General features: G+C 56.8%; 15 protein-coding genes. 1 reads left to right on the top strand and 14 read right to left on the bottom strand.

Annotation, left to right across the window (positions count from 1 at the left end; translation table 11 throughout):
* Position 1: 1 nt before the first annotated feature.
* From JFC11_RS15785 to JFC11_RS15770, 4 genes are read right to left on the bottom strand one after another with little or no spacing between them, the layout of a single operon-like run.
* Positions 2 to 991: a hypothetical protein gene (locus JFC11_RS15785; protein ID WP_198349969.1), complete on the bottom strand. Its 990-nt coding sequence runs from the start codon at positions 989 to 991 to the stop codon at positions 2 to 4.
* Entirely contained in the window at positions 988 to 2706 is a 1719-nt protein-coding gene (locus JFC11_RS15780) for a portal protein (protein WP_198349968.1), read from the bottom strand. The genes JFC11_RS15785 and JFC11_RS15780 overlap by 4 nt, the downstream gene beginning before the upstream one ends.
* Entirely contained in the window at positions 2690 to 3133 is a 444-nt protein-coding gene (locus JFC11_RS15775) for a hypothetical protein (RefSeq protein WP_198349967.1), read from the bottom strand. Before JFC11_RS15775 ends, JFC11_RS15780 begins: the two co-directional genes overlap by 17 nt.
* On the bottom strand, positions 3130 to 9381 hold the full coding sequence (locus JFC11_RS15770) for an SNF2-related protein (protein WP_198349966.1): 6252 nt from the start codon (positions 9379 to 9381) through the stop codon (positions 3130 to 3132). The genes JFC11_RS15775 and JFC11_RS15770 overlap by 4 nt, the downstream gene beginning before the upstream one ends.
* Before the next feature lie 372 nt (positions 9382 to 9753).
* Between JFC11_RS15770 and JFC11_RS15765 the strand changes: the two genes are divergently transcribed.
* Positions 9754 to 10113: a hypothetical protein gene (locus JFC11_RS15765; RefSeq protein ID WP_198349965.1), complete on the top strand. Its 360-nt coding sequence runs from the start codon at positions 9754 to 9756 to the stop codon at positions 10111 to 10113.
* A 25-nt stretch (positions 10114 to 10138) separates the two neighbouring features.
* Here JFC11_RS15765 and JFC11_RS15760 read toward each other — a convergent pair whose 3' ends face one another.
* The 10 genes from JFC11_RS15760 to JFC11_RS15715 all read right to left on the bottom strand — a co-directional run.
* Positions 10139 to 10558, bottom strand: coding sequence for a hypothetical protein (locus JFC11_RS15760; protein ID WP_198349964.1), 420 nt, complete (start codon positions 10556 to 10558; stop codon positions 10139 to 10141).
* 9 nt (positions 10559 to 10567) lie between these two features.
* Entirely contained in the window at positions 10568 to 10804 is a 237-nt protein-coding gene (locus JFC11_RS15755) for a hypothetical protein (protein ID WP_198349963.1), read from the bottom strand.
* Positions 10805 to 10807: 3 nt separating this feature from the next.
* Positions 10808 to 11269 (bottom strand): YehS family protein, encoded by a 462-nt coding sequence (locus JFC11_RS15750; RefSeq protein ID WP_198349962.1) that lies wholly within the window; start codon positions 11267 to 11269, stop codon positions 10808 to 10810.
* Between the two features lie 8 nt (positions 11270 to 11277).
* A complete protein-coding gene (locus tag JFC11_RS15745) occupies positions 11278 to 11574 on the bottom strand; it encodes a DUF6283 family protein (RefSeq protein ID WP_198349961.1) in 297 nt (98 codons plus the stop codon).
* The gene (locus tag JFC11_RS15740; protein WP_198349960.1) at positions 11571 to 12008 is read right to left on the bottom strand and encodes a hypothetical protein; all 438 of its coding nucleotides are present in this window, start codon (positions 12006 to 12008) and stop codon (positions 11571 to 11573) included. Before JFC11_RS15740 ends, JFC11_RS15745 begins: the two co-directional genes overlap by 4 nt.
* Positions 12005 to 12310 (bottom strand): hypothetical protein, encoded by a 306-nt coding sequence (locus tag JFC11_RS15735; protein ID WP_198349959.1) that lies wholly within the window; start codon positions 12308 to 12310, stop codon positions 12005 to 12007. The genes JFC11_RS15740 and JFC11_RS15735 overlap by 4 nt, the downstream gene beginning before the upstream one ends.
* A gap of 154 nt (positions 12311 to 12464) precedes the next feature.
* Positions 12465 to 14612: a hypothetical protein gene (locus tag JFC11_RS15730; protein WP_198349958.1), complete on the bottom strand. Its 2148-nt coding sequence runs from the start codon at positions 14610 to 14612 to the stop codon at positions 12465 to 12467.
* Complete coding sequence (locus JFC11_RS15725; RefSeq protein WP_198349957.1) at positions 14612 to 15175, bottom strand: hypothetical protein; 564 nt, start codon at positions 15173 to 15175, stop codon at positions 14612 to 14614. Before JFC11_RS15725 ends, JFC11_RS15730 begins: the two co-directional genes overlap by 1 nt.
* The gene (locus tag JFC11_RS15720) at positions 15176 to 17113 is read right to left on the bottom strand and encodes a defense against restriction DarA-related protein (RefSeq protein WP_198349956.1); all 1938 of its coding nucleotides are present in this window, start codon (positions 17111 to 17113) and stop codon (positions 15176 to 15178) included. It abuts the gene before it with no gap.
* A gap of 13 nt (positions 17114 to 17126) precedes the next feature.
* Positions 17127 to 17566: defense against restriction DarA-related protein (locus JFC11_RS15715; RefSeq protein ID WP_479694292.1), on the bottom strand; the 440-nt coding region annotated here is incomplete at its 5' end.

The raw sequence follows: 17566 nt of genomic DNA, 5'->3' as shown, positions 1-17566 counted from the left end.
TTTAGTCGAACGTAGGCGCACTCTCTACACTGCCGTAGCCTGGCACCTCAGACTTGCCGAACTTAGGCTTCGGCACGCTTTCTCCTATGAACTTACCGCCGCTCAGGGGGAGAGTACCAGCCTTGTCACGGTTGACGCGGGCCACGTCCTCAAAGAACGCAATTTCCTTGTTCACATCGCCTTGCTCAACCGCTTCTAAGACGTGATCCGGCACCACTACATGGTATCCCTTTGCCCATTCCATGAGACGTGACTTGCGGTCACTGCCCGCTTGGCGCGCAGCCTCTAGCTCGCCCTCAAGCTCAACCAGGCGCGACTCTAAAATCTGCGTGGTTTCCATTAGCTCGCTTTCACGCTCGCTTGCAGCGGCAGCCGCTAGGTAGGGGCTGGTGAACGTGTCGGTATAGAGTCGGGCCTTCTCTTCGCTGAGACCGCAGGAGCGCATCGCTTCAAAAATTTGGTCACGCTCGTCATCAATCTGTTGGGCGCTTTCTAAAATTTGGTAGCTCCGGTTGCTGGAATACCCCGGCGTCATTACGTAGTCCATGCCGTGGTAGGAATTAAGCCGGGTAGGGCTGTTGCGCTGGCCATCGCGCCCGCCCGTAGCCCAAGAGAAGCCCCCAACTTGCGACTGCATCAAGGCCTGCACCGCTTTTCCGGGGTCGGTTGTGAGAATATCTTGGGTGTGGGATACGTTGCCGTCATCGTCAATACTAATGGCCTTGGTGACGCAAGCGGGGATATTCTCAATAACAATAGGGCCGCTAGGCGTTTGTACCGTCTCGACTTCGCTTAGGTCGAGCTTGCCGGTGATTTGGCGGCGACCATGGCCGAAGTACCCGGTAGCTTCGCGTAGCTTGATGCGCTCACGGGTAGCAGCGCTCTCAAGCACCTGGCGCACGTTGTCCACTTCGTACCGGCGAAAATTGCCGGTGACCTTACGACCATAGTCGAAAATATTGAACTGTAGCGTTACTTCTTGGTTCTTCATGCAGCTATCTCCATATCGGCTAGCGCTTCATAAATCAGTGTTTTAACCAGGCTATTAAGTTTGTCCTGCTCGGCTGGGCTGACGCTCTCCCCGATAATTTCGCCTTCGTCCTCCCCTTCACCAGGCGTTACTTTTCTCACGTCGGCTAGAATGCGTTTTGCTTTTTCTTCATCGACCTTCATCAGGTCTGTCATCAGCCAGTTTTGGAACTCATTGATCTTCACGTTTCCGAGCATCGGATCGATCATCTGCATCAAGCCGGTCACGCTAGTAGCAAACTGAACCTGGCGCTCAGCTTCTTCTGATTGTTCACGGGCAATAGCTGTGTTTAGCGAGTGGAAACGCACCTGCCAGGGGCGCTCAGCTTCGGTAAATACCTTCCCGTATTTGTAAGCAACATGAATATCAAACAGTCGCTGAATCATTGCCTCGACAGCGGTACGCACCATGTTGGCCTTCATTGCTGCCATAACGCTCATGCGAAAAAAGCCGCCGTCACCTAAGCCGCCGCTCATTTGTTCACCGAAGCCTAATAGGGCAGGCTCAACGCCTACCGCGCCGCCTAATCGGTTGACGTGGAACTTAATGTCTTCAATCTCGGCAATGTCAGGGCGACCCTCAACCGTAGAAATGTCCAGTTGTCCCTGGCCAGCGCTAAAAATCGGGATAATGTGGTTCCAGACAGTCTGTACGTAGCCTTTTCTTAGCGACTGCTGGGCTTGCGCCTGGCTTGCTTTGCGCATCTGATTGCCAATGGTGTTGAGGTATTCAGCGGCCTTCTGGGGGTTCAGTTTTCCGGTCTGAACGCCTATCAATCGCTCGACATTGGCGGCATTCTTGCGGCTCATATTGAGCGACAAAATAGCCTCTTGAAGATCCACCCATGGCTCGAATGCGGTTTCGATCAAGCTGGTGCCGTAGTCTTGCGACTCGATATAGCTTTCGCTTTGCCAGTCTTCACTATCAATGCTGAACACATCACCGTTATGGCGATGTGGCTCTTTGTTGAAGTGGTCAAGCTGCCAGTTTGGCAACTTAATCTCGACAAACGACCAAGGGGGCATTAATCGCAAAAGTCCCTTGGAGCGCTCATGGCCAGTAAGCTGCTGCCAACTGCTCGCGAAGCCCGCTAGATTGCCTACTCGCTCGAAGCGGCTGGTGAAGTCGGGCAGGGTGTAATAATCGTGGCGCACCTGCGTAATACCTACACCCTTTTCGCCGTATACGCGCAGCGGCTGCCAGCCCATCAAGCAAGCGCCATACGCCCATTTTTCTAGGTTGGCGTTGAGAATTGGCTTGAACGTGCTACGTAGGTCTTCAACAATGTGCTCGTGATCGTTGCCGTCCTTGGTATCGATGTTAATTATTTCTCCGGTCTCAGGATTTGATGCCAGAGCATGGGAGAGGTGCATTTTTAGCGCGCTATCTATCGTAGGGTCTTTCCCCATAGCGCGGAGTGTGGCGTACTTTTCCAGCCGATTCACCGGCATTCGACGGATGAGAAGATTGCCATCCGGGGAGCACTTCACGCCTTCTTTTGCATCGACCATACCGCCAGATTCGCCATCCAGCATGGAGCTAGAACCGGAGCCTGGCGTAGAGCTGGCCACACCCCCCGATTGCACGCTGAGCGGCGATGTATCTAGGTCGTCAGGATGGCTGGCGCTAAACAGCTCCGTCCAAACGCTGCCGGATTTCCTACGTGGCTTCGCCATGGCGGCCCCCGCGAGTTAATACTGTGCGGGCCATCAAAATGCCTTCAATTTCCTCGTCACCAACGTGATAAGTGCCAGTTTCACCGTTGGTGAAAGTCACAGTATGGGAAGGGCTGGTCAGCAGCCCCGTGCTAAAGGCATGCTCAGCAAAGGCGTAAGCGGCGGCCACGGTCAGCGCGGGCGTTTCGTAGGTAAGTGCGGTTAGCGCGTCATCGTCGTCAATCTCGGTGCCGAATTGCGAGTAACCTGCCTCAACTAGCAGTGCTTTTAGGGGCCACCAATAGGGGCCGAAGCCCCGGTATTGCGCCGGATGGCGAGAAAGCGTTTGTGCGACGCCTTTTAGGTAAGCGGCGACAAACTCGCCGCCGCCTGCCTCTTCGCTAATCAGCCGCTCTAATTCGTCGGTGCTGTAGCGTGCTAGGGTCATGCAAAAGCCTCCATTAGCGCGTCGTAGTCGATACCGTCAGCGGGCATGTGCCACCACAAATTTTCATCAAAAATTGTCCAAGTGGCATTGTACCGCGATTGTAACGATTTGTTACCTGCTAGGATATTTGCGAGGTGCCCGCTTTTACCTCTTGGGTCAAAAAGCATGAATCGCTCCCCCGGCTGGCTGGTAGTGGCTGGGGCGCGTGGCTTGCGTCGACCGCCGCCCTTGGGCTGCCAGGTGGTTGTGTCGCTATTCAGTTTCACCTCGATACCGTGGCTGCTGAAAAAGCCTCTGACACCTTCCGGCAGGGCTTCGCTCAACTGCTCTATGCGCGCGGTTGCGGCCTGTCGCTCTGCCTCAGCCTCTGCCTCACGCTCCTGTTTTTTAGCGGCCAGCATATTGATAAGCCGTTGACGGCTCTCTTCCAGGCTGGCAATCAAGCGCTCTGACAGCGGGATGGCCTGGCGGCGCACAACCTCCTTGAGGGCATCGAGGTCGGCGTCGTAGTCAGCGGCGGCCAGGGATTTGCTTACGTCACTCGCCACGTTGGTGCCTAGTGCATGTGTGTCGGCGCGCGTGCGAATCAATCGGTCAATAGTCATGTTTATCTCTGCAGCGTTAACGTGCTCGCCGCGCGTGATACGAATGGCTATCGGGCCTAGTGAGTGGTTGGTGAAGAAGTCTTGTGCTGCCTGGTAGCTCTTTTCAAGTAGCTCACCAACAGCTTCAACGATGATGTTTTGCGGTGCCGGGTTGCCGTAGGCCTGCATTGCCTCAGCAAGCCAGTGTTCACCAAACAGTACCTTGGCCAGCCCGTCTACTGCCGGGGCTTGCCGGGGGTCGCGGCGACCTTTGATAGCTGCAGCCATGGCACGCCCACGCCAGCCTTTCTCAGCAGGGCGAGGTTTCGCGACGTGGCCGCCTGTTTCGACAATCTCACGCGCCTGGTGTCGGTCAGCGAAAACCAGCTCGCCGTTGGCGTCGGCAACGACCAGGTGGCCCCAGGTCATGCGGTTAAGCAGGTCTTCGCCGCGTTCGCGCAGGAAAGCATCATCGACAGCCATCGCTTGCAGCGAGGTATAGCTGATCTGCTGCGCGCCCGTGAGCACGCGCTGGTCGATCTGCTCGGCTGTCAGGGTGGTTAGGCGATAGCCGCCCATGCGGTTGACGGAAAGGGTGGTGCCCCGGTCGTGAATCCTGGCGCTGACAACACTTTTTAGCGTCACGCTGCCCTTGGCGAGGTTAATGCTGTCGACCCGGTAGAGGTCTTTCTGCCTGCTTTCATGGTCTTCATAGACCTGGCCTTGCTCGACTATTTCGCCACTCAGGGTAGCCAGGTACTCGCCATCGCTAATTAGGCGCTTGGCGTCCAAGTCGATGCGGCCCTTCTCCTGCTCTGTGACCAAGCGGCTCTCAAGTTGGCGCACCTCTGCCTGGGTTTTCTCGCGTTTGGCTTGCATGCGGGTGCGGGCTTCATCTTCATCCCGCCCCCGCTCGCGAGCATTAAACGCGGCACGGTTCTCAGCGCTCTCATAGTTGGCCAGAAACGCCTTGTGCTTTTGCAGGTTGGCCAAGTCGATACTGGCGCGACGGTTGGCACGGGCGCGGGTTTCATCTGCCTGGCGTTTACGCTGTGCTGCGATGCGTTCGCGGGCCTCTTCCGGGTTCGCGGCTAGCATGATGGCCATGTCGTCGTCGCTGCCTGCGTTGGCGTTCTCTGCGGTGGCGGCGTCGCCGTAGAACAAGTCTTTAATCCAGCTCGACTTACGTTTCAGTGATTCCAGTCGGTAGCCATCAAAACTGCCCTTGCCCATGTAGTAAATCACGTCGACGTTGGCAGACGTGTTGCCCTGGCGAACGCCGCGACCGTTGCGCTGCTGGATGCTGGCAGGCGTCCAGGGTAGGGTGAGGTGGTGGATCGCTGTGGTGCCTTTTTGCAGGTTGACGCCCACCTCGGCTTTTTTATTGGCGATGATGATGCGCGCCTTGCCGGTGTTGTAGCTGTTGCTGATTTTTTCCAGCTTGTCGCCCTTGGCGGTATCGGCGTTAATGATGCCGATTTCCTCAGACGTGATTGGCAGGTGGTGGGTGATGATCCGTTTGATTTTGTCGTGCTGGGATTTTTCTTCAGTAAATACGATCTGCTTGCCGCCGCGTTCGTACTCCTGGCGCAGGTTGTCCAGCAGTTTGGCGTACTTGGGCATGACCGGGTGGGCCACGTCTTTTTCAGTGATGCCAAACTTGCTAAGGCGCTTCACTACTTCCTGCTCGTAGAATTCGGGCACCACCAGCAGCAAGGTGCTGTCGCTGTCATCCAAACGGTAGGCGCTGGAAAGCTCTACCGGCACGTTCTCCATTTCGCCGGTCTCTTCGTCACGCAAGCGCCGGGTCACGCTCTCAGGCAGGTCGGCTACCAGCTTTTTCACCTCATCCCGGTAACGGTCGGGGAGGGTGAAGGTCATCGTGCGCAGGTATAAATCCATATCCGTGGTAATGCGATCCATATCACGGATGATGGCGAATACCGGGCGCGCCTCTTCTACCGATATAGTGCCGTCTGCGTTCAGGGTTTCGATTTTCTGATTGATCGCGTCGGCTTCTTGGCGCAGCTCTTCATAAATCGCGGCTTGCGCTGGCGTCATATCAACGGTGGCGTGAACCTCGGTGCTCTCGGGCATTTTGAGGCTGTTGTCAGCATCGTTTACGTCTTCCGCTGACTTCATGTTGGTAAAGCGGTGGAACAGATTGCGCAGGGCGTCTAGGTTCTGGAAGCCTGCTACGCCTTCCTCGGTCACCACTTCCCCGGATAGCTTGGTGCGAGAGACTTCTTCGATCTGGCAGAAGTGCTGTACAAAATCGTCAACGTTGCTAATACCCATGCGCTCGAAAAATTCCGCCGGCACGATATGGCTTAGCATGTTGTAAATTTCGACCGGGGAGTTGGTCACCGGGGTGGCTGTCAACATAACCGGGCCTGCACCGTTGTTGCGGCTGCGCAGGTGATCCATCTTCACGGCCATATCCACGCTGCGCTTAGCAGGCACGGGCGTGGGTAGATACGCCAGGCGTTGCGTCTCGCCGTTGGCTTGATAGGTGTTTTTGTATTCGTGGCCTTCATCCACGATTACGCTGTCAAAGCCCATATCCTCGAAAAACGGGTATTCGCCTTTCTTGCGCGTGCCGTCATCGTTGAATTTTTGCTGATAGCGCTCGGTTTTCTTGGCAGCGTCGTAGTTGCCGTTGCGGCCCAGCTTTACGTCCTCGCCTTGCGCCAGGCTGGCAGCGAAGCTATTGCTTAGCAGGTTCCGGCTGACCATGCGGTCGGCGTAGGCTTCGCGGGTGTCCGGGCGAAGCGGGATCATGCCGAAGCGGTCGCGGGAAATGACGATCAGCGTCTTGCTGGTCTGGGGTATGTCGTTGATCTTGTCGTAAATGACTTGGGCGCTGTCTTCGCTCAGCACGTCCCGATACTGCACCTCGCCATTGCGACCGATCTTGGGGTTGCCCTCTTCATCCAGCACTGGCTCCCGCTCGATCTCTCCCCCTTTGGATTTGGGGGTGAAGCCGACAAAGTGGACGTGGGCCATCGACTTATGAAACTGGCGGGTTTCGTGATACCAGTTTTCCAGCACCGCGCTGGGCACTACGACGCAGGTACGTTTGGCGCGGCCTTTTTGGGCGTTGTATTGCGCTAGCGATAGGGCGGCAAGCGTTTTCCCTAGCCCTACATCAAACGCCAGAATACCCCGGCCTTCATCGCTTAATCGGCGCACGCCTGCGGCTTGGTAGTCGTGCGGAGTGATCCAGTCGGCTACGTTTTCTAGCTGCAAGTCGCTGCCGTCATACTCCACGGGTACGTGGTCGTTAAATACATCGTTGTAGCGGGCGACCAGGCCGTCTATGTCGTCATGCTGACGCAACCAGACGTTGAACTCTTCTTCAAGGTCGCGGGCTTGCTGCTTGTACTCGGCTGCTTTTTCGGCCTTGCTCGACGTGATGGGGAGGCCGTTCAGGTAGTCGAACAGCTGCTTTTCAAATCGCTGCAATTTAGCGCCTAGCGCTGCGACAAAGCGGCCTTGCTGGGCGTCGTAGTAGAACTCGCTACCGTACCCGCGCGCGTCAAGGAAGCGCTCGATCAGCTTACGGTCGTACCACTTGTCGCGCATGCTGAATACGATATTGTCCACGTCTGTGAACTTTCGCTTAGCATTGATAGCGTCGACCTGGCGCTGCATCTTTTCTGCAATGGCGGGGCTGCTTTCAGCGGCCATGGCGCGCTCAAGGGCGGTCAACTTATGCACTACGTTGCCGCTGGCAAAATACTCCATGGGCTGTAGCAAGCCGTCGGCGGTGATCGCAACGCTGTCATGCGCTGCCATCTTTTCAAGGGTGAGCAAGCCGTCACCGGTATACGCAGCCTGGGCCAAGTCCAGAGGGATCGGAACGTTACCGGCCATGATCGACACGTAGCGTAATGCCTCGGCGGGATCGCTTAGTTCATACGCCTGGCCACGCTCGCCAGTACGCTTGCCGGTCAGTAAGTCGGAAAAGCCGCCATCCTTGGTCATGGAGCGCGCGAATGCGGCCACGTTGCTTGCTCCAGGGCCGCTGACCTGGCGTAGACGGGCATCTTTGGCCGGGTTGCCGTACTGTTCCACCTCAGCCGTTACTAGGCGTTGCAGGCGCTCACGGGCGTCGTCATCAGCTTGCCCTGTCTCGCTGACCTGGCGCGCGTACTGGCTAATCTCTGCCCCGATAAGCGCCGCACGGTATACCCGCTCCCGCATACCTTTCTCGGTAGTGTAGGCGAGCGTTACGGCATTCTTGATGCTAGCGGTGGCGTTTCGGCCTAACGGGCTTTGTGTGGCGTTTTTAGCCTGCTCTGCGCTTATCGACAGTGCTGCCGTGGGGCCACCTTCTACAATGCCTTCCAGCTCTTGCTGGGTGGCCACGCCAAAACGCTCGGTATCGACGCGCCCATCGTTAAAGATGCCGCTATGGGCATCCATCTTTTGCCACTCACCGGCTACCAGTTCGTGCATCTGCATGCCAATGATGCGCCGGTCGCCGTCTAAGTAGTTGCGAGTAATGGTTTCAGCAGTGTCCAGGGCGGCGTAGTCGATACGGCTGTCAAACTTGCGCGCCAATAAGCGCTTCAAGCCTTCGTTGTCGATCTCACTTTCTACGCGGGTGCGGAAGCCTTCAACAATCTCACCATGCACGAACCGCTTGCCTTCGCGTTCGAACCAGCGGCCATCGATGAACGTATCCCAGTAGACACTGGTGCTGACCAGGGTATCGGTGGGCAGGTCGGGGATTTTCTGCGATAGGTCACGACCATGCTTGCGCATGATCAGCACGTCAACAATGGTGTCGGTGCCGTTGCCATTGGCACCGCCAAAGGTGCCGCTGGGGAGCTTGTGCGCGCCCAAAAACTCAGCTTTACGGCTGATATCGCGACGCCAGTTCACAAACGCCTTGGAGCGCTTACTAACAATATTAGGCGGGACGATAAGGGCGATTAAGCCGCCATGGCGCACTTTGTCGATGGCGCGCGTAACAAAGTAGCGCTCCATTTCTTTAATGTCTTGGTAGTCCGGGTCGAACTTGGCCCACTTGCCGCGCGCGTCACCAAACGGGACGTTGCCGATAACGCTATCAAAGCTGTTGTCGTTTGCCGTGGCGCATAGCTGCTCAAACGACTGGTTGGTCACGTCTTCATCGGGATGGAGTAGGGCAGCGACGCTTGAGCTGGTTTCGTCAATTTCAGCGCCAGACACTTTAGTGCCCTTGGGCTTGGTGGCAAGAAAAACACCAGCCCCGGTCGATGGCTCTAGCACGTTACCGTTTTCAAATCCGTTAGCGGCTAAGGCGTCCCACACGCCTTCTGCAATCGGTGTGGGCGTGAAATATTCCGATAGACTGTTATCGCCCTGAATGCCGCCTCGCCCGCTGTACTGCATGAGCACGTTGCGCTCTTCATCGGTCAGTAGACTGGGGTCGCCAGCCACGCGGGCCACGATAGCGCGAGCCATGGCGTTGACTTCTTTACGGGCTTTTTGGCCACGCTTGCGCAAACCAAACTGCATCTGCCCTTTCAGGCTGTCAGCGGTATCAGCGTTGCCGGTTTCGCTGGCCAAGCCTTGTAGCACTGAAACAACAACGCCGAACGCAGTGGACTGCCGAATAAGCTGTACCGCCGCTGCCACTGGAGGCGTGGCGGTGCGCTCAAAAATATGGGACATAGATAGCCCTTTCGTAGGGTGGGTAATTTACCTGTTTATTTTACCTGACAGGTAACACACTTTCACGAAAGGTAACGCTTTGTTACGCTTCAGCTGGCCTTGAATGCCTGCCGGGGCCGATGTATGCTCAAGATATTGCCGCTGCCGCAAAGGCAGCTTAGCGATACAGTTCCCTGCACTAGCAGGGCTGAACCGAATGGTTAGATGAGGTTGGTTGTTCCCTGCATGCGCAGGGATGCGCAGGAATTGACCGCCGAACAGGCGGCTAAGCAGTAGCAACAAAGATCGTTTATTCGGCTGCCGGTTAGGCAGCAAAGGCCCGCCAAGTGCGGGTTTTTGCTTATGCGGACTAAATTTCGACCAGGAACAGGAATGATCAAAATAGCGAATGACGGCGAAGATATAGCAAGCACCAACTACTGGGGCATGCCTCACGCGCAAAGGGGGCTGCTCTATCTGTCGGGAAATGCGGGAATTTGGCGCTTGTTACTACCAGCGGCCTCGGAAGGGGAGATGTTGCCGGAAATGCGCACCGGCAAGAGCGTGACCATTGAGCCGTCAATCCAATCGGCGGAATGCTGGGATATTGTCTTTGAAGATGGCACCGACAGTCCCTTTGCCGTCGCGCTGGATAAGCGGCAAGTGGATAGAGCTGTAGAACCTGGGGAGTGCCGCTTAACGGTCTGGGGTGAAAGTGGCAAGCTGTTAGACTTACCTTGCACAGTCAGGTAATGCGCCCGCGAGGGGCGCGAAGGGACTACAAAAGGCGCTCCAGCAAGGCTAGCGTTTTGCGCCCTGGTCGCGCTTTAACGTTAGCCGCCAAAATGGCTGATAGCAGCAAAAAGTTTGTGCTGTCCGGCTTATTATCCCCCTGGATCGTTGCACACCATTGCGCCCTATCGTCACAATCTAGGCCAGCTATGAGCGAGTGTTTCGCATAATGGCTGGTCAGTGCCTTTTTCAGCGCTCGCAGCTCTCCAAGCAGCAACAGATAGGCGTTGCAGGCCAGGGGATCGATGGCAGCGCTAGCAGCGGCGGGCTGGTCGTCTACGCCAAAGGCAGGAATGCCCGGTGTGCATAGCGTGGCAGCCCGGTGATAAATCGCACTGGCAGCGCTCACGGCCTCTACGAATAGGCTGGTTTCTTCTGCGTTCAAGGTGATGTTGTTGGCGTCCATGCTATTTCCCTATTGCTGTTCGATTGGGCCAGGGATCACCCCGTGCGCCGCTGTGCTGGTAACGATCTTGAAGTACATCGCTTCGCAGTGGGGGCAGTTGGCCAGGGTGTCCCATTCGTCGCCAGCGGGCGCTGCCTGCGTTTCAATTGCTTGATCACAAGCGGGGCAGGGAAAGGCCAGTAGCTTATGCCCATCCGCACGCAAACGGTTGTTGTACTCGGTGTAGCGCTGCTTTAGATCGGTCACGGCTCAATCCTCTTGTTCAGTATTGGGGAATGGCAAGTTTTGGGCGCTGGCGAGCACTCCTTCCAGCCACTCTATGTTTTGTTGCCATAGTTGCTTGGCGCTTATATCTCCGCTTTCAAACTCTTCAATGCCCAACGGGGGAGTGCCAGTAAGGCTCTCCAGTCGAGCAAGTGCTGCGTTTTGCTGGGGCGATAACTGTTGGCTGTATATGCCGTTCTTCCGATCCGCTTCATCCAGCATGGCCCTCAGCCCTATCAGCACGGCATCGAACTCGTCTTGGCTGATTTCAATGAATCGCCGCTGCTGGCTGCCGTCGCGCTCACGGCGAGCGCTTTTGCCCCGCAGCCAGGACTTAGCCCGATTGCGGCTAGTAGGTACGCCACCCAGCGTGGCCGCGCGAGCAATGTCAGCATCATTAAGCTTTAGCGCGGCGTGAAGGTGCTTTAAGCGCTGGTTGTTGTTCATGGGTTCCCTTAATGTTCGTGGTGCTTTATGCAATCGGCTTCGCTATCAAAGACCAGCGGACGGCCAGTAAGTAGTAGAGGTATACCCATCCGCTTGGCTAGACTTACAAATGCGCTGTCGCTTCCTTTTAGGAGCATGTGACCGGCGCACTGGTGATCCCGCTTTTTATGGCAGACAAATGAGTCGGCGGCGATGATCTCCGTCATGCGTTCCCCGCCTAGCCAGCCTTCCATAGAGTCTTTACGAAACGGGCAGTCACGGCAGGGCTTTTTGATATGCGGAAGCCTGGGTGGGCGATGACTCATTTCAGACGCTCTTCAATTTTTTGCTGAATGACGCGCGCCATCAAGTCAAACTCAGGGTCGCCCATGTCGGTAGGGGCATTGTTGATGCGGCGGGCATGGTTCATTAACTGGATAACACGATGAACCCAGCCCCAAGGCTCAAACCGTCCTCCCCGGAACGCTTCACGCCACGCCTGAACTTCGCCGCTATCAAAGCCTTCATGATCAGTATCTTCCAGGGCATAGCGAACGGAGCTACTGACAGCGCAGTAGAAGGCAAACACGGCTTGCTGCCATTCGTCACTAGGCTGGTAGCCCTCACGTAGTCCGACTACCTTTTGATGGCCGTCGCACTGTTCCACTTCAACGCCGCGTTCGCCAACTTCCCCGGCCACTTCAAAAAAGGCCGCTGCCGGTTTAATGCTGCGAGCTAGGGCAAAGTATCCCAGACTCATTGGACACCCCCGCTATGCTTAAAAGCCGCCCACTGACGATCACCGAACACGTCTTTAATTGTGGCGCGTAGCAGCGTGTCGATATGGCTACTGTTCAGCTTTTCGTCTTGAGCTTGCTGCATCATGGCTTTGTAACCAGCAGGCTCGAAGCGCTCTGCCAGCGGCAATAGCACGGTTTCGCGAAAGCGATCAGGCGACAACCCAGACGCTTTGTAGTCGTCCTGCTTGTCATAAAACGTTTTGAAAGGGATTTTTCCTAATACGATGTTGGTTTTGATTTGTAAATCACGGGAAGCTTTCATTGCTGCATCCTTCAAATGTGTGCTTTTCGATAAAGACCCGGCGGCCTGTGCGTATTCTCACTATAGGAGTATATTGCATTAAATGCAATATACTTTAGTATAATAAACCCGCCTTGTTAGGGCGGGTTGTTTGATGCAGCGGCTAGTGCGAATGCTACGGCTTGATAAAACGCTCTAATGCTCGCTGCCGTATCTGGCGTGCAGATTCAAATAGCCCGTCAGGGGCAGGGGCGCTGATTTGATATTGGCCTTCGCCATACTCACGTTCCATCACCCGATTGGCGGCCTCTACCACGTCGGCCATGTTGACCACGCCACCTCCGAACATATCACCCCCGGCAGCGTTGTCACGCTCCAATTCGCCGCGCACAAACTCGGCCATAGCTTTGAAAGCGGTGCTCAAACGGCGCGAACTGCGGTTGTTCTGGGCAATAAAGATGGCCATGGCGGACACGCCTGGCTCTATATCGCCAAACAGCCCCATTTGACTAACGTACTCAGCCACTTCCATGCCTTCGCGCTTGGCTTGGCGAACGATGTTGGTGGCGTCGATCAGCGACTTCACCGCTTCGTTTTCCAGCGATAGCGCTACCGACTCGGCTAGGTTTTCGCTTACCTCCTGCGCGCCTTGTTCGCTGGCGGCGCGCGCCTGAATAAACTCCGGGGCCGCTGCCGAAAGCGCGTTAATCACGTTGCGGTTTTCGGGCTTGGCGCTATCGGCCATTAGCTCCAGCAGGCGCTCGTCTACGTAGGCCTTGGCAAACACGGCGGCTTGCAAACGGGCGATCAGCGGGCCGGTATACTCCCCGGCGCTAGTGAGGTACTGCGCTGCCTCGGCATCGCCAAGCGATTGCAAAAAGCCCTGAATGAAGCCGCGATTGCTGGCTACTAGCAGGTCACCGTCTGCCCCCGGCTCAAACCGGCTCATTAGCTCCGGCGTGAGCCGGTTGGCATCGGCGCGGGCTTTTTCGGTAGCTGTCATGGCCAGCTTGTCGTCTTGGTTCGCTTCTACCGCAAAAGTGGCCCGGTCGATGCTGCTGGTTCGCACGCGCACCAGCACGGGGGCGGTCATCTTAGCGATTTGCGAGGGGTTGAGGCCGTAGCTTGCGGCATCTTCCACAAGCCAGGCCTTGTACTCGCCAGCCATGCCCAGCCGGTACGCCTCCATAATAGCCAGCGTGCGACCGTTGCCGGACTCGACAATGCGATCCTTGCCAATGATGGGCGCGCCGCTGTCGGCTTTTTTGGTGCGCCCCAGCAAGCCGGGGTCGAGGTCTTTGGCGGTTTTCTGTATCCAAGCGCGACTGGTGTCGCGGCTACGGTCTCGCGGTTGCAGCTCTTGGGGGAACGCTGCGTTTTCGCGGCCATCCGGGGTGTGGCTGGCGATTAAGTCACCCGCCTCCAGTACGGTAAACTGCGTGGCCACGCGCGTGCCTTTGGGCGTGCGCACGTCGCCTTCGCGCCCACGGGGGCCGGGGAAGTTATCAGGCTCTTCCTCGCCGTTGGTGCTGACCGGGGACATTAGGTAGTCGCGGAAGGGCGCTTGCATGCTGCCACGGTTAAGCCAGGTCTTTAGGCCGGATACCGGCACCGGGGTAATGCTGCCCAGCCCGCGCCATCCTGCTTCGTAGTTGGCCAGGTAGCCTGCTTTAGCCTCTGATTCTGACTCAAAGCCCAGCATTACCTTGTGCTCATCAAAACCGCCGTTGTCGTTCAACTGATCCACCACATAGGCCGTTTCGGCTTCCGGGGCGCTGCCGATAAACACGTCTACGCTGTCGCCGTCCGCGCCGATGGTGCCCTTAATATCGCCGTAGTGGTGGGCAAGGGTGCTTTCCCACTCGTTGCCGTCTTCATCCACGCCACGGCGGGTAGAGCCGCGCGGGTTCTCGATTGCCACCGTTAAGCCGTGAATCGTCACCTTGCCCTTGCGGTAGTTGCCCGCTTGGGCCTGGGCAGCGCTGAGGGCTGTTTCGGTGTCGGCGGCGGCGCTGTCGACGGCACTACTCATGCTTGCGCCCAGCATATCGTCCTGGCCATAACTGGTGGCCACGTCGCTAACACTGTCGCTACCGCTTAGCCGGAAGTCGTCACGGTCGCGGTCAGCCTGAGCTTTGCGCTCGGCTTGCTCGCGTTCGCGTTGCTCTGCCTCCTGGTCAGCTTGTTGTTGCTGGGCTTTTTCGGCCAGTTCCATTTCACTGTAGACCGTCAACAACGGGTCTTCATCGCCATTCAGCGCTACCACCAACTCATCAAGGCTGGTGGCGGTGCGAACGGCACTTATCATGCCGTCAGTGCGCATTAGGCGGCCTCCAGCTCTTGCTGATTGGCTTCTAGGTAGCCAATGGCAGCCTCTTTGGCCCCATCTAGGTCTTCATCGGCACTGTAGGCGCTTTTCAGCTGCTCGATAAACTCAGGCAGGGATAGGCCGTTGAAGTCACCGCGCACGGCTTGGGCGGTTAGTGTGACCTGGATTTGGGCGGGGGCTTCTTCCTCGCTGGCACTGTCAATAAGGCCTGGTTCACTCAGCGCAGCGATGCGCGACTGAACTGCATCCAGCAAGCGGGATGCTTCACCATCGTTCAGGCGTTCATCGGCGTTAATCTCACGCCGGAAGCCATCGCCCTCTAACTCGGCACGGGTACGCTCGACATCCTGAATCCAGGCTAGGTACTCGCCGTACTGTGCGGAATCATCCGGGACTGCCCGTGCCTCAGCTTGACCGCCCAGCTTAGTCATATCGGCCTTTACCTGCTTATGCAGTGCCAGGCGTTCACGCATACCTAACCTACCACCCCGTAGGGTGGCCAGGCTTTGCTTAACGCTTTTCTGTAATGCCAGGCGCTCGCGCATTGAAAGGGTCATTTACGCGGCCTCCTTTTCCAGTAGCCCGGTGATATGGTCGGATACCGCCAGCATGTCCGGGTCGTTATCAATGTCGATGCCCGCCGCCTCAGCTTCATCCATTAACGTTTCTAGGGCGTCCATCACTTCGGTGCTGTCGGTGCCGCTCAGCAAGCCTTGCAGTGCGGCGCTAATACGGTCGGCCTCGGTTGGCTCGCTGCTTTCAGGCTCCGGCTCGGTAGGCGTTGGCGTATCGTCTTGCTCTTCAGGGGCCGGTGGCTCGTCTTCGCTGGCAGCGGTCGCGGTGTCGGCGCTCGCCTGGCGCTGCGCAATGCCCATGTAATAATCCATATCGTTGCCGGTGGCGCTCCAAATGGCGTTCCGTTTAGCGAGAACTGGACGGCCATGGTCAATCGACTGCTGTGCAATCAGTAGCAGGGCAGCGTCTACCACCTCTTCATTACCGTTGCGGGCTTGAGTCTTGAGTTTGTTGGCAATTGAGCTGCTAAACAGCGAGCGGTTGTAGCCTTGCTCAGTGCCTAGATCAATACCACGAATCACTGTAATTGAACGGCTAATGTCGCGATAAAGGCGGCCATCAAGGGCTTCCAAGCTGTCAGGCTCCTGCGCTGGCGAACTCTCAGTGTTAGCAAGCCCCATCAGCTGCTTTAACTCATCCGAGTAGGTGGTTTTCCAGTTGTCGGTAGGAGTGAACGTAGAGGTGTCGCCACCGGCAAAGGCATTCACATCGTCACGTTCAATGGTGCCGATAGTGTTTCCATTACGGGCCTTAACGTTTACGCGGGTAGAGTCGACGCCCAAAGCGGCTTGCGCGGTCAGGGTGAAGTCAACGAACGGGCCATGGGAAACCTGCCAGCCGTCTACGGTGTCGATTTGCTCCGGACTGCTTAACTCTTGGCGCTTTGCCTCCTCTTCCTGAGAAAAGCGAACGCGCGCGGCGCGAATGGCGCGACTAACCGTTTGGTACTCTTCGGCACTGAGATTGCTGTCGCCTTCCAACTCAACACCAATGGCGCCCACGTCCTTAGCTGTCTCAGCCTGCTCGATGCGGCTCAAGTAGTCAGCTACGCGGCCGCTGTTGTCGGTCGACTCTGAATCAGATTCTGACTCAGCTGGCGAACCGCCTTCACCGTCCCCTGCATCACTGTCTGACGCAACTGGTTCCGGCTCCGGCCCACTCCCTTCACGGTCGGCTTCGCCGTGGGCTTCTAGGCGCTCACGCAGGCGAGCGATACGCGCATCAGCATCGTCAATCTGACCACTAAGGTCGGCGTTCTGCTGAGTTAGTTTGTCTACGGCTTCGTTCTCTGCCGCTTGCTCGCTTTCCAGTTTGGCCAACGCTTCTGCCTGCTCCTGGCGCTTCTCATTGTTCGCCTGGAACTTCTCGCTGTTCTCTTCCACCAGCTGCATAATCCGGCGCGCCATGGTTTGCAGGTTGATATCCCGCCCGCCTTCCGGGGATACGATGGCGGTAATATCGCGGCGGTTAAGCATCCAGCGGTAAGCAATCAGCAGGTCATCGGCCACCAGTTTCATAGGGTCGCGGCCTGGGCTATGGAACAGAATGCTGACTGTTTGGCCATCGTCCATCGTGAACGTCACGGTTTTGTAGGCGAACAGCGCGTTCTTACGGTCAGGGCCAATGCTTGGGTATTCATACGGCTGCACGCCCTTACCGTGGCGCGCAAAAACACGAACCAGCGCACTCATAGTGCGATCAAGGCGATTTTTGACGGCAGTAACCGCCTCGACAACTAGATCAACGCCGGGGTTTAGTAGCGCATCAGCCTCTTCTGGCGTGCAAGATTCAAGGATCAGCGCGGCATCGTCGGCGTCTGCAGTTAACCGATACATTGCATCGGCAAGCTGAGCTGAGCTGAAAGCATCCGGGGCAATGATACGGTCGCAAATGCGCACGCCTTGGTTAAAAGGTGTCATGGCGGAGTGCTCCTTAGCTGGTAGCAGCTTGAACTTGCTGCTCAAGGGTTTGCAGAGTGGTGCGGCGTTCTTCCATGGCTTTGTTAAGCGCGGCGTTTTCGCTTTCCAGTTCAGCGCGCGTGGCGCGCAATTCGCTCACTTCGCTTTCCAAAGCTTCAATTTGCTTTCCACGGGGCAAAGAGCGCGCCTTTAGGTCGTCGGTGTTGACCTTGGCCCGTTGCTGTTTGCGACGCTGAGCCTTTTTCCAGGCGGGGGCGTTGGAGGTTGCCATGCGGGCCATCTCTTCAATAGCGCCCTTCATGTTGTCCACTTGCTGAATGGGGATGATTCGGCTATTGAGCTGCACCTGAAAAACATCGCCATCGCCTTTAATGCGCAGCGTGATGCTCTGGCCATCTTGGAAGAAGAAGCGCGCCATTTTGGTGGCAAAGCCAGACATACGGCGGGAGCGGT

This window comes from Vreelandella alkaliphila (assembly GCF_016107625.1).
Lineage (GTDB): Bacteria > Pseudomonadota > Gammaproteobacteria > Pseudomonadales > Halomonadaceae > Vreelandella > Vreelandella alkaliphila.
Note: the sequence above shows the minus strand (reverse complement) of the source record. Positions and strands in the feature narration are given on the sequence as shown.

Bases quoted from the DNA above. Each gene is read 5' to 3' on its own strand.
- JFC11_RS15750 (WP_198349962.1), bottom strand. From the start codon at position 11,269: ATGAACAACAACCAGCGCTTAAAGCACCTTCACGCCGCGCTAAAGCTT.
- JFC11_RS15735 (WP_198349959.1), bottom strand. From the start codon at position 12,310: ATGAAAGCTTCCCGTGATTTACAAATCAAAACCAACATCGTATTAGGA.
- JFC11_RS15770 (WP_198349966.1), bottom strand. From the start codon at position 9,381: ATGTCCCATATTTTTGAGCGCACCGCCACGCCTCCAGTGGCAGCGGCG.
- JFC11_RS15785 (WP_198349969.1), bottom strand. From the start codon at position 991: ATGAAGAACCAAGAAGTAACGCTACAGTTCAATATTTTCGACTATGGT.
- JFC11_RS15720 (WP_198349956.1), bottom strand. From the start codon at position 17,113: ATGACACCTTTTAACCAAGGCGTGCGCATTTGCGACCGTATCATTGCC.
- JFC11_RS15760 (WP_198349964.1), bottom strand. From the start codon at position 10,558: ATGGACGCCAACAACATCACCTTGAACGCAGAAGAAACCAGCCTATTC.
- JFC11_RS15725 (WP_198349957.1), bottom strand. From the start codon at position 15,175: ATGACCCTTTCAATGCGCGAGCGCCTGGCATTACAGAAAAGCGTTAAG.
- JFC11_RS15730 (WP_198349958.1), bottom strand. From the start codon at position 14,612: ATGCGCACTGACGGCATGATAAGTGCCGTTCGCACCGCCACCAGCCTT.
- JFC11_RS15740 (WP_198349960.1), bottom strand. From the start codon at position 12,008: ATGAGTCTGGGATACTTTGCCCTAGCTCGCAGCATTAAACCGGCAGCG.
- JFC11_RS15780 (WP_198349968.1), bottom strand. From the start codon at position 2,706: ATGGCGAAGCCACGTAGGAAATCCGGCAGCGTTTGGACGGAGCTGTTT.
- JFC11_RS15745 (WP_198349961.1), bottom strand. From the start codon at position 11,574: ATGAGTCATCGCCCACCCAGGCTTCCGCATATCAAAAAGCCCTGCCGT.
- JFC11_RS15775 (WP_198349967.1), bottom strand. From the start codon at position 3,133: ATGACCCTAGCACGCTACAGCACCGACGAATTAGAGCGGCTGATTAGC.
- JFC11_RS15765 (WP_198349965.1), top strand. From the start codon at position 9,754: ATGATCAAAATAGCGAATGACGGCGAAGATATAGCAAGCACCAACTAC.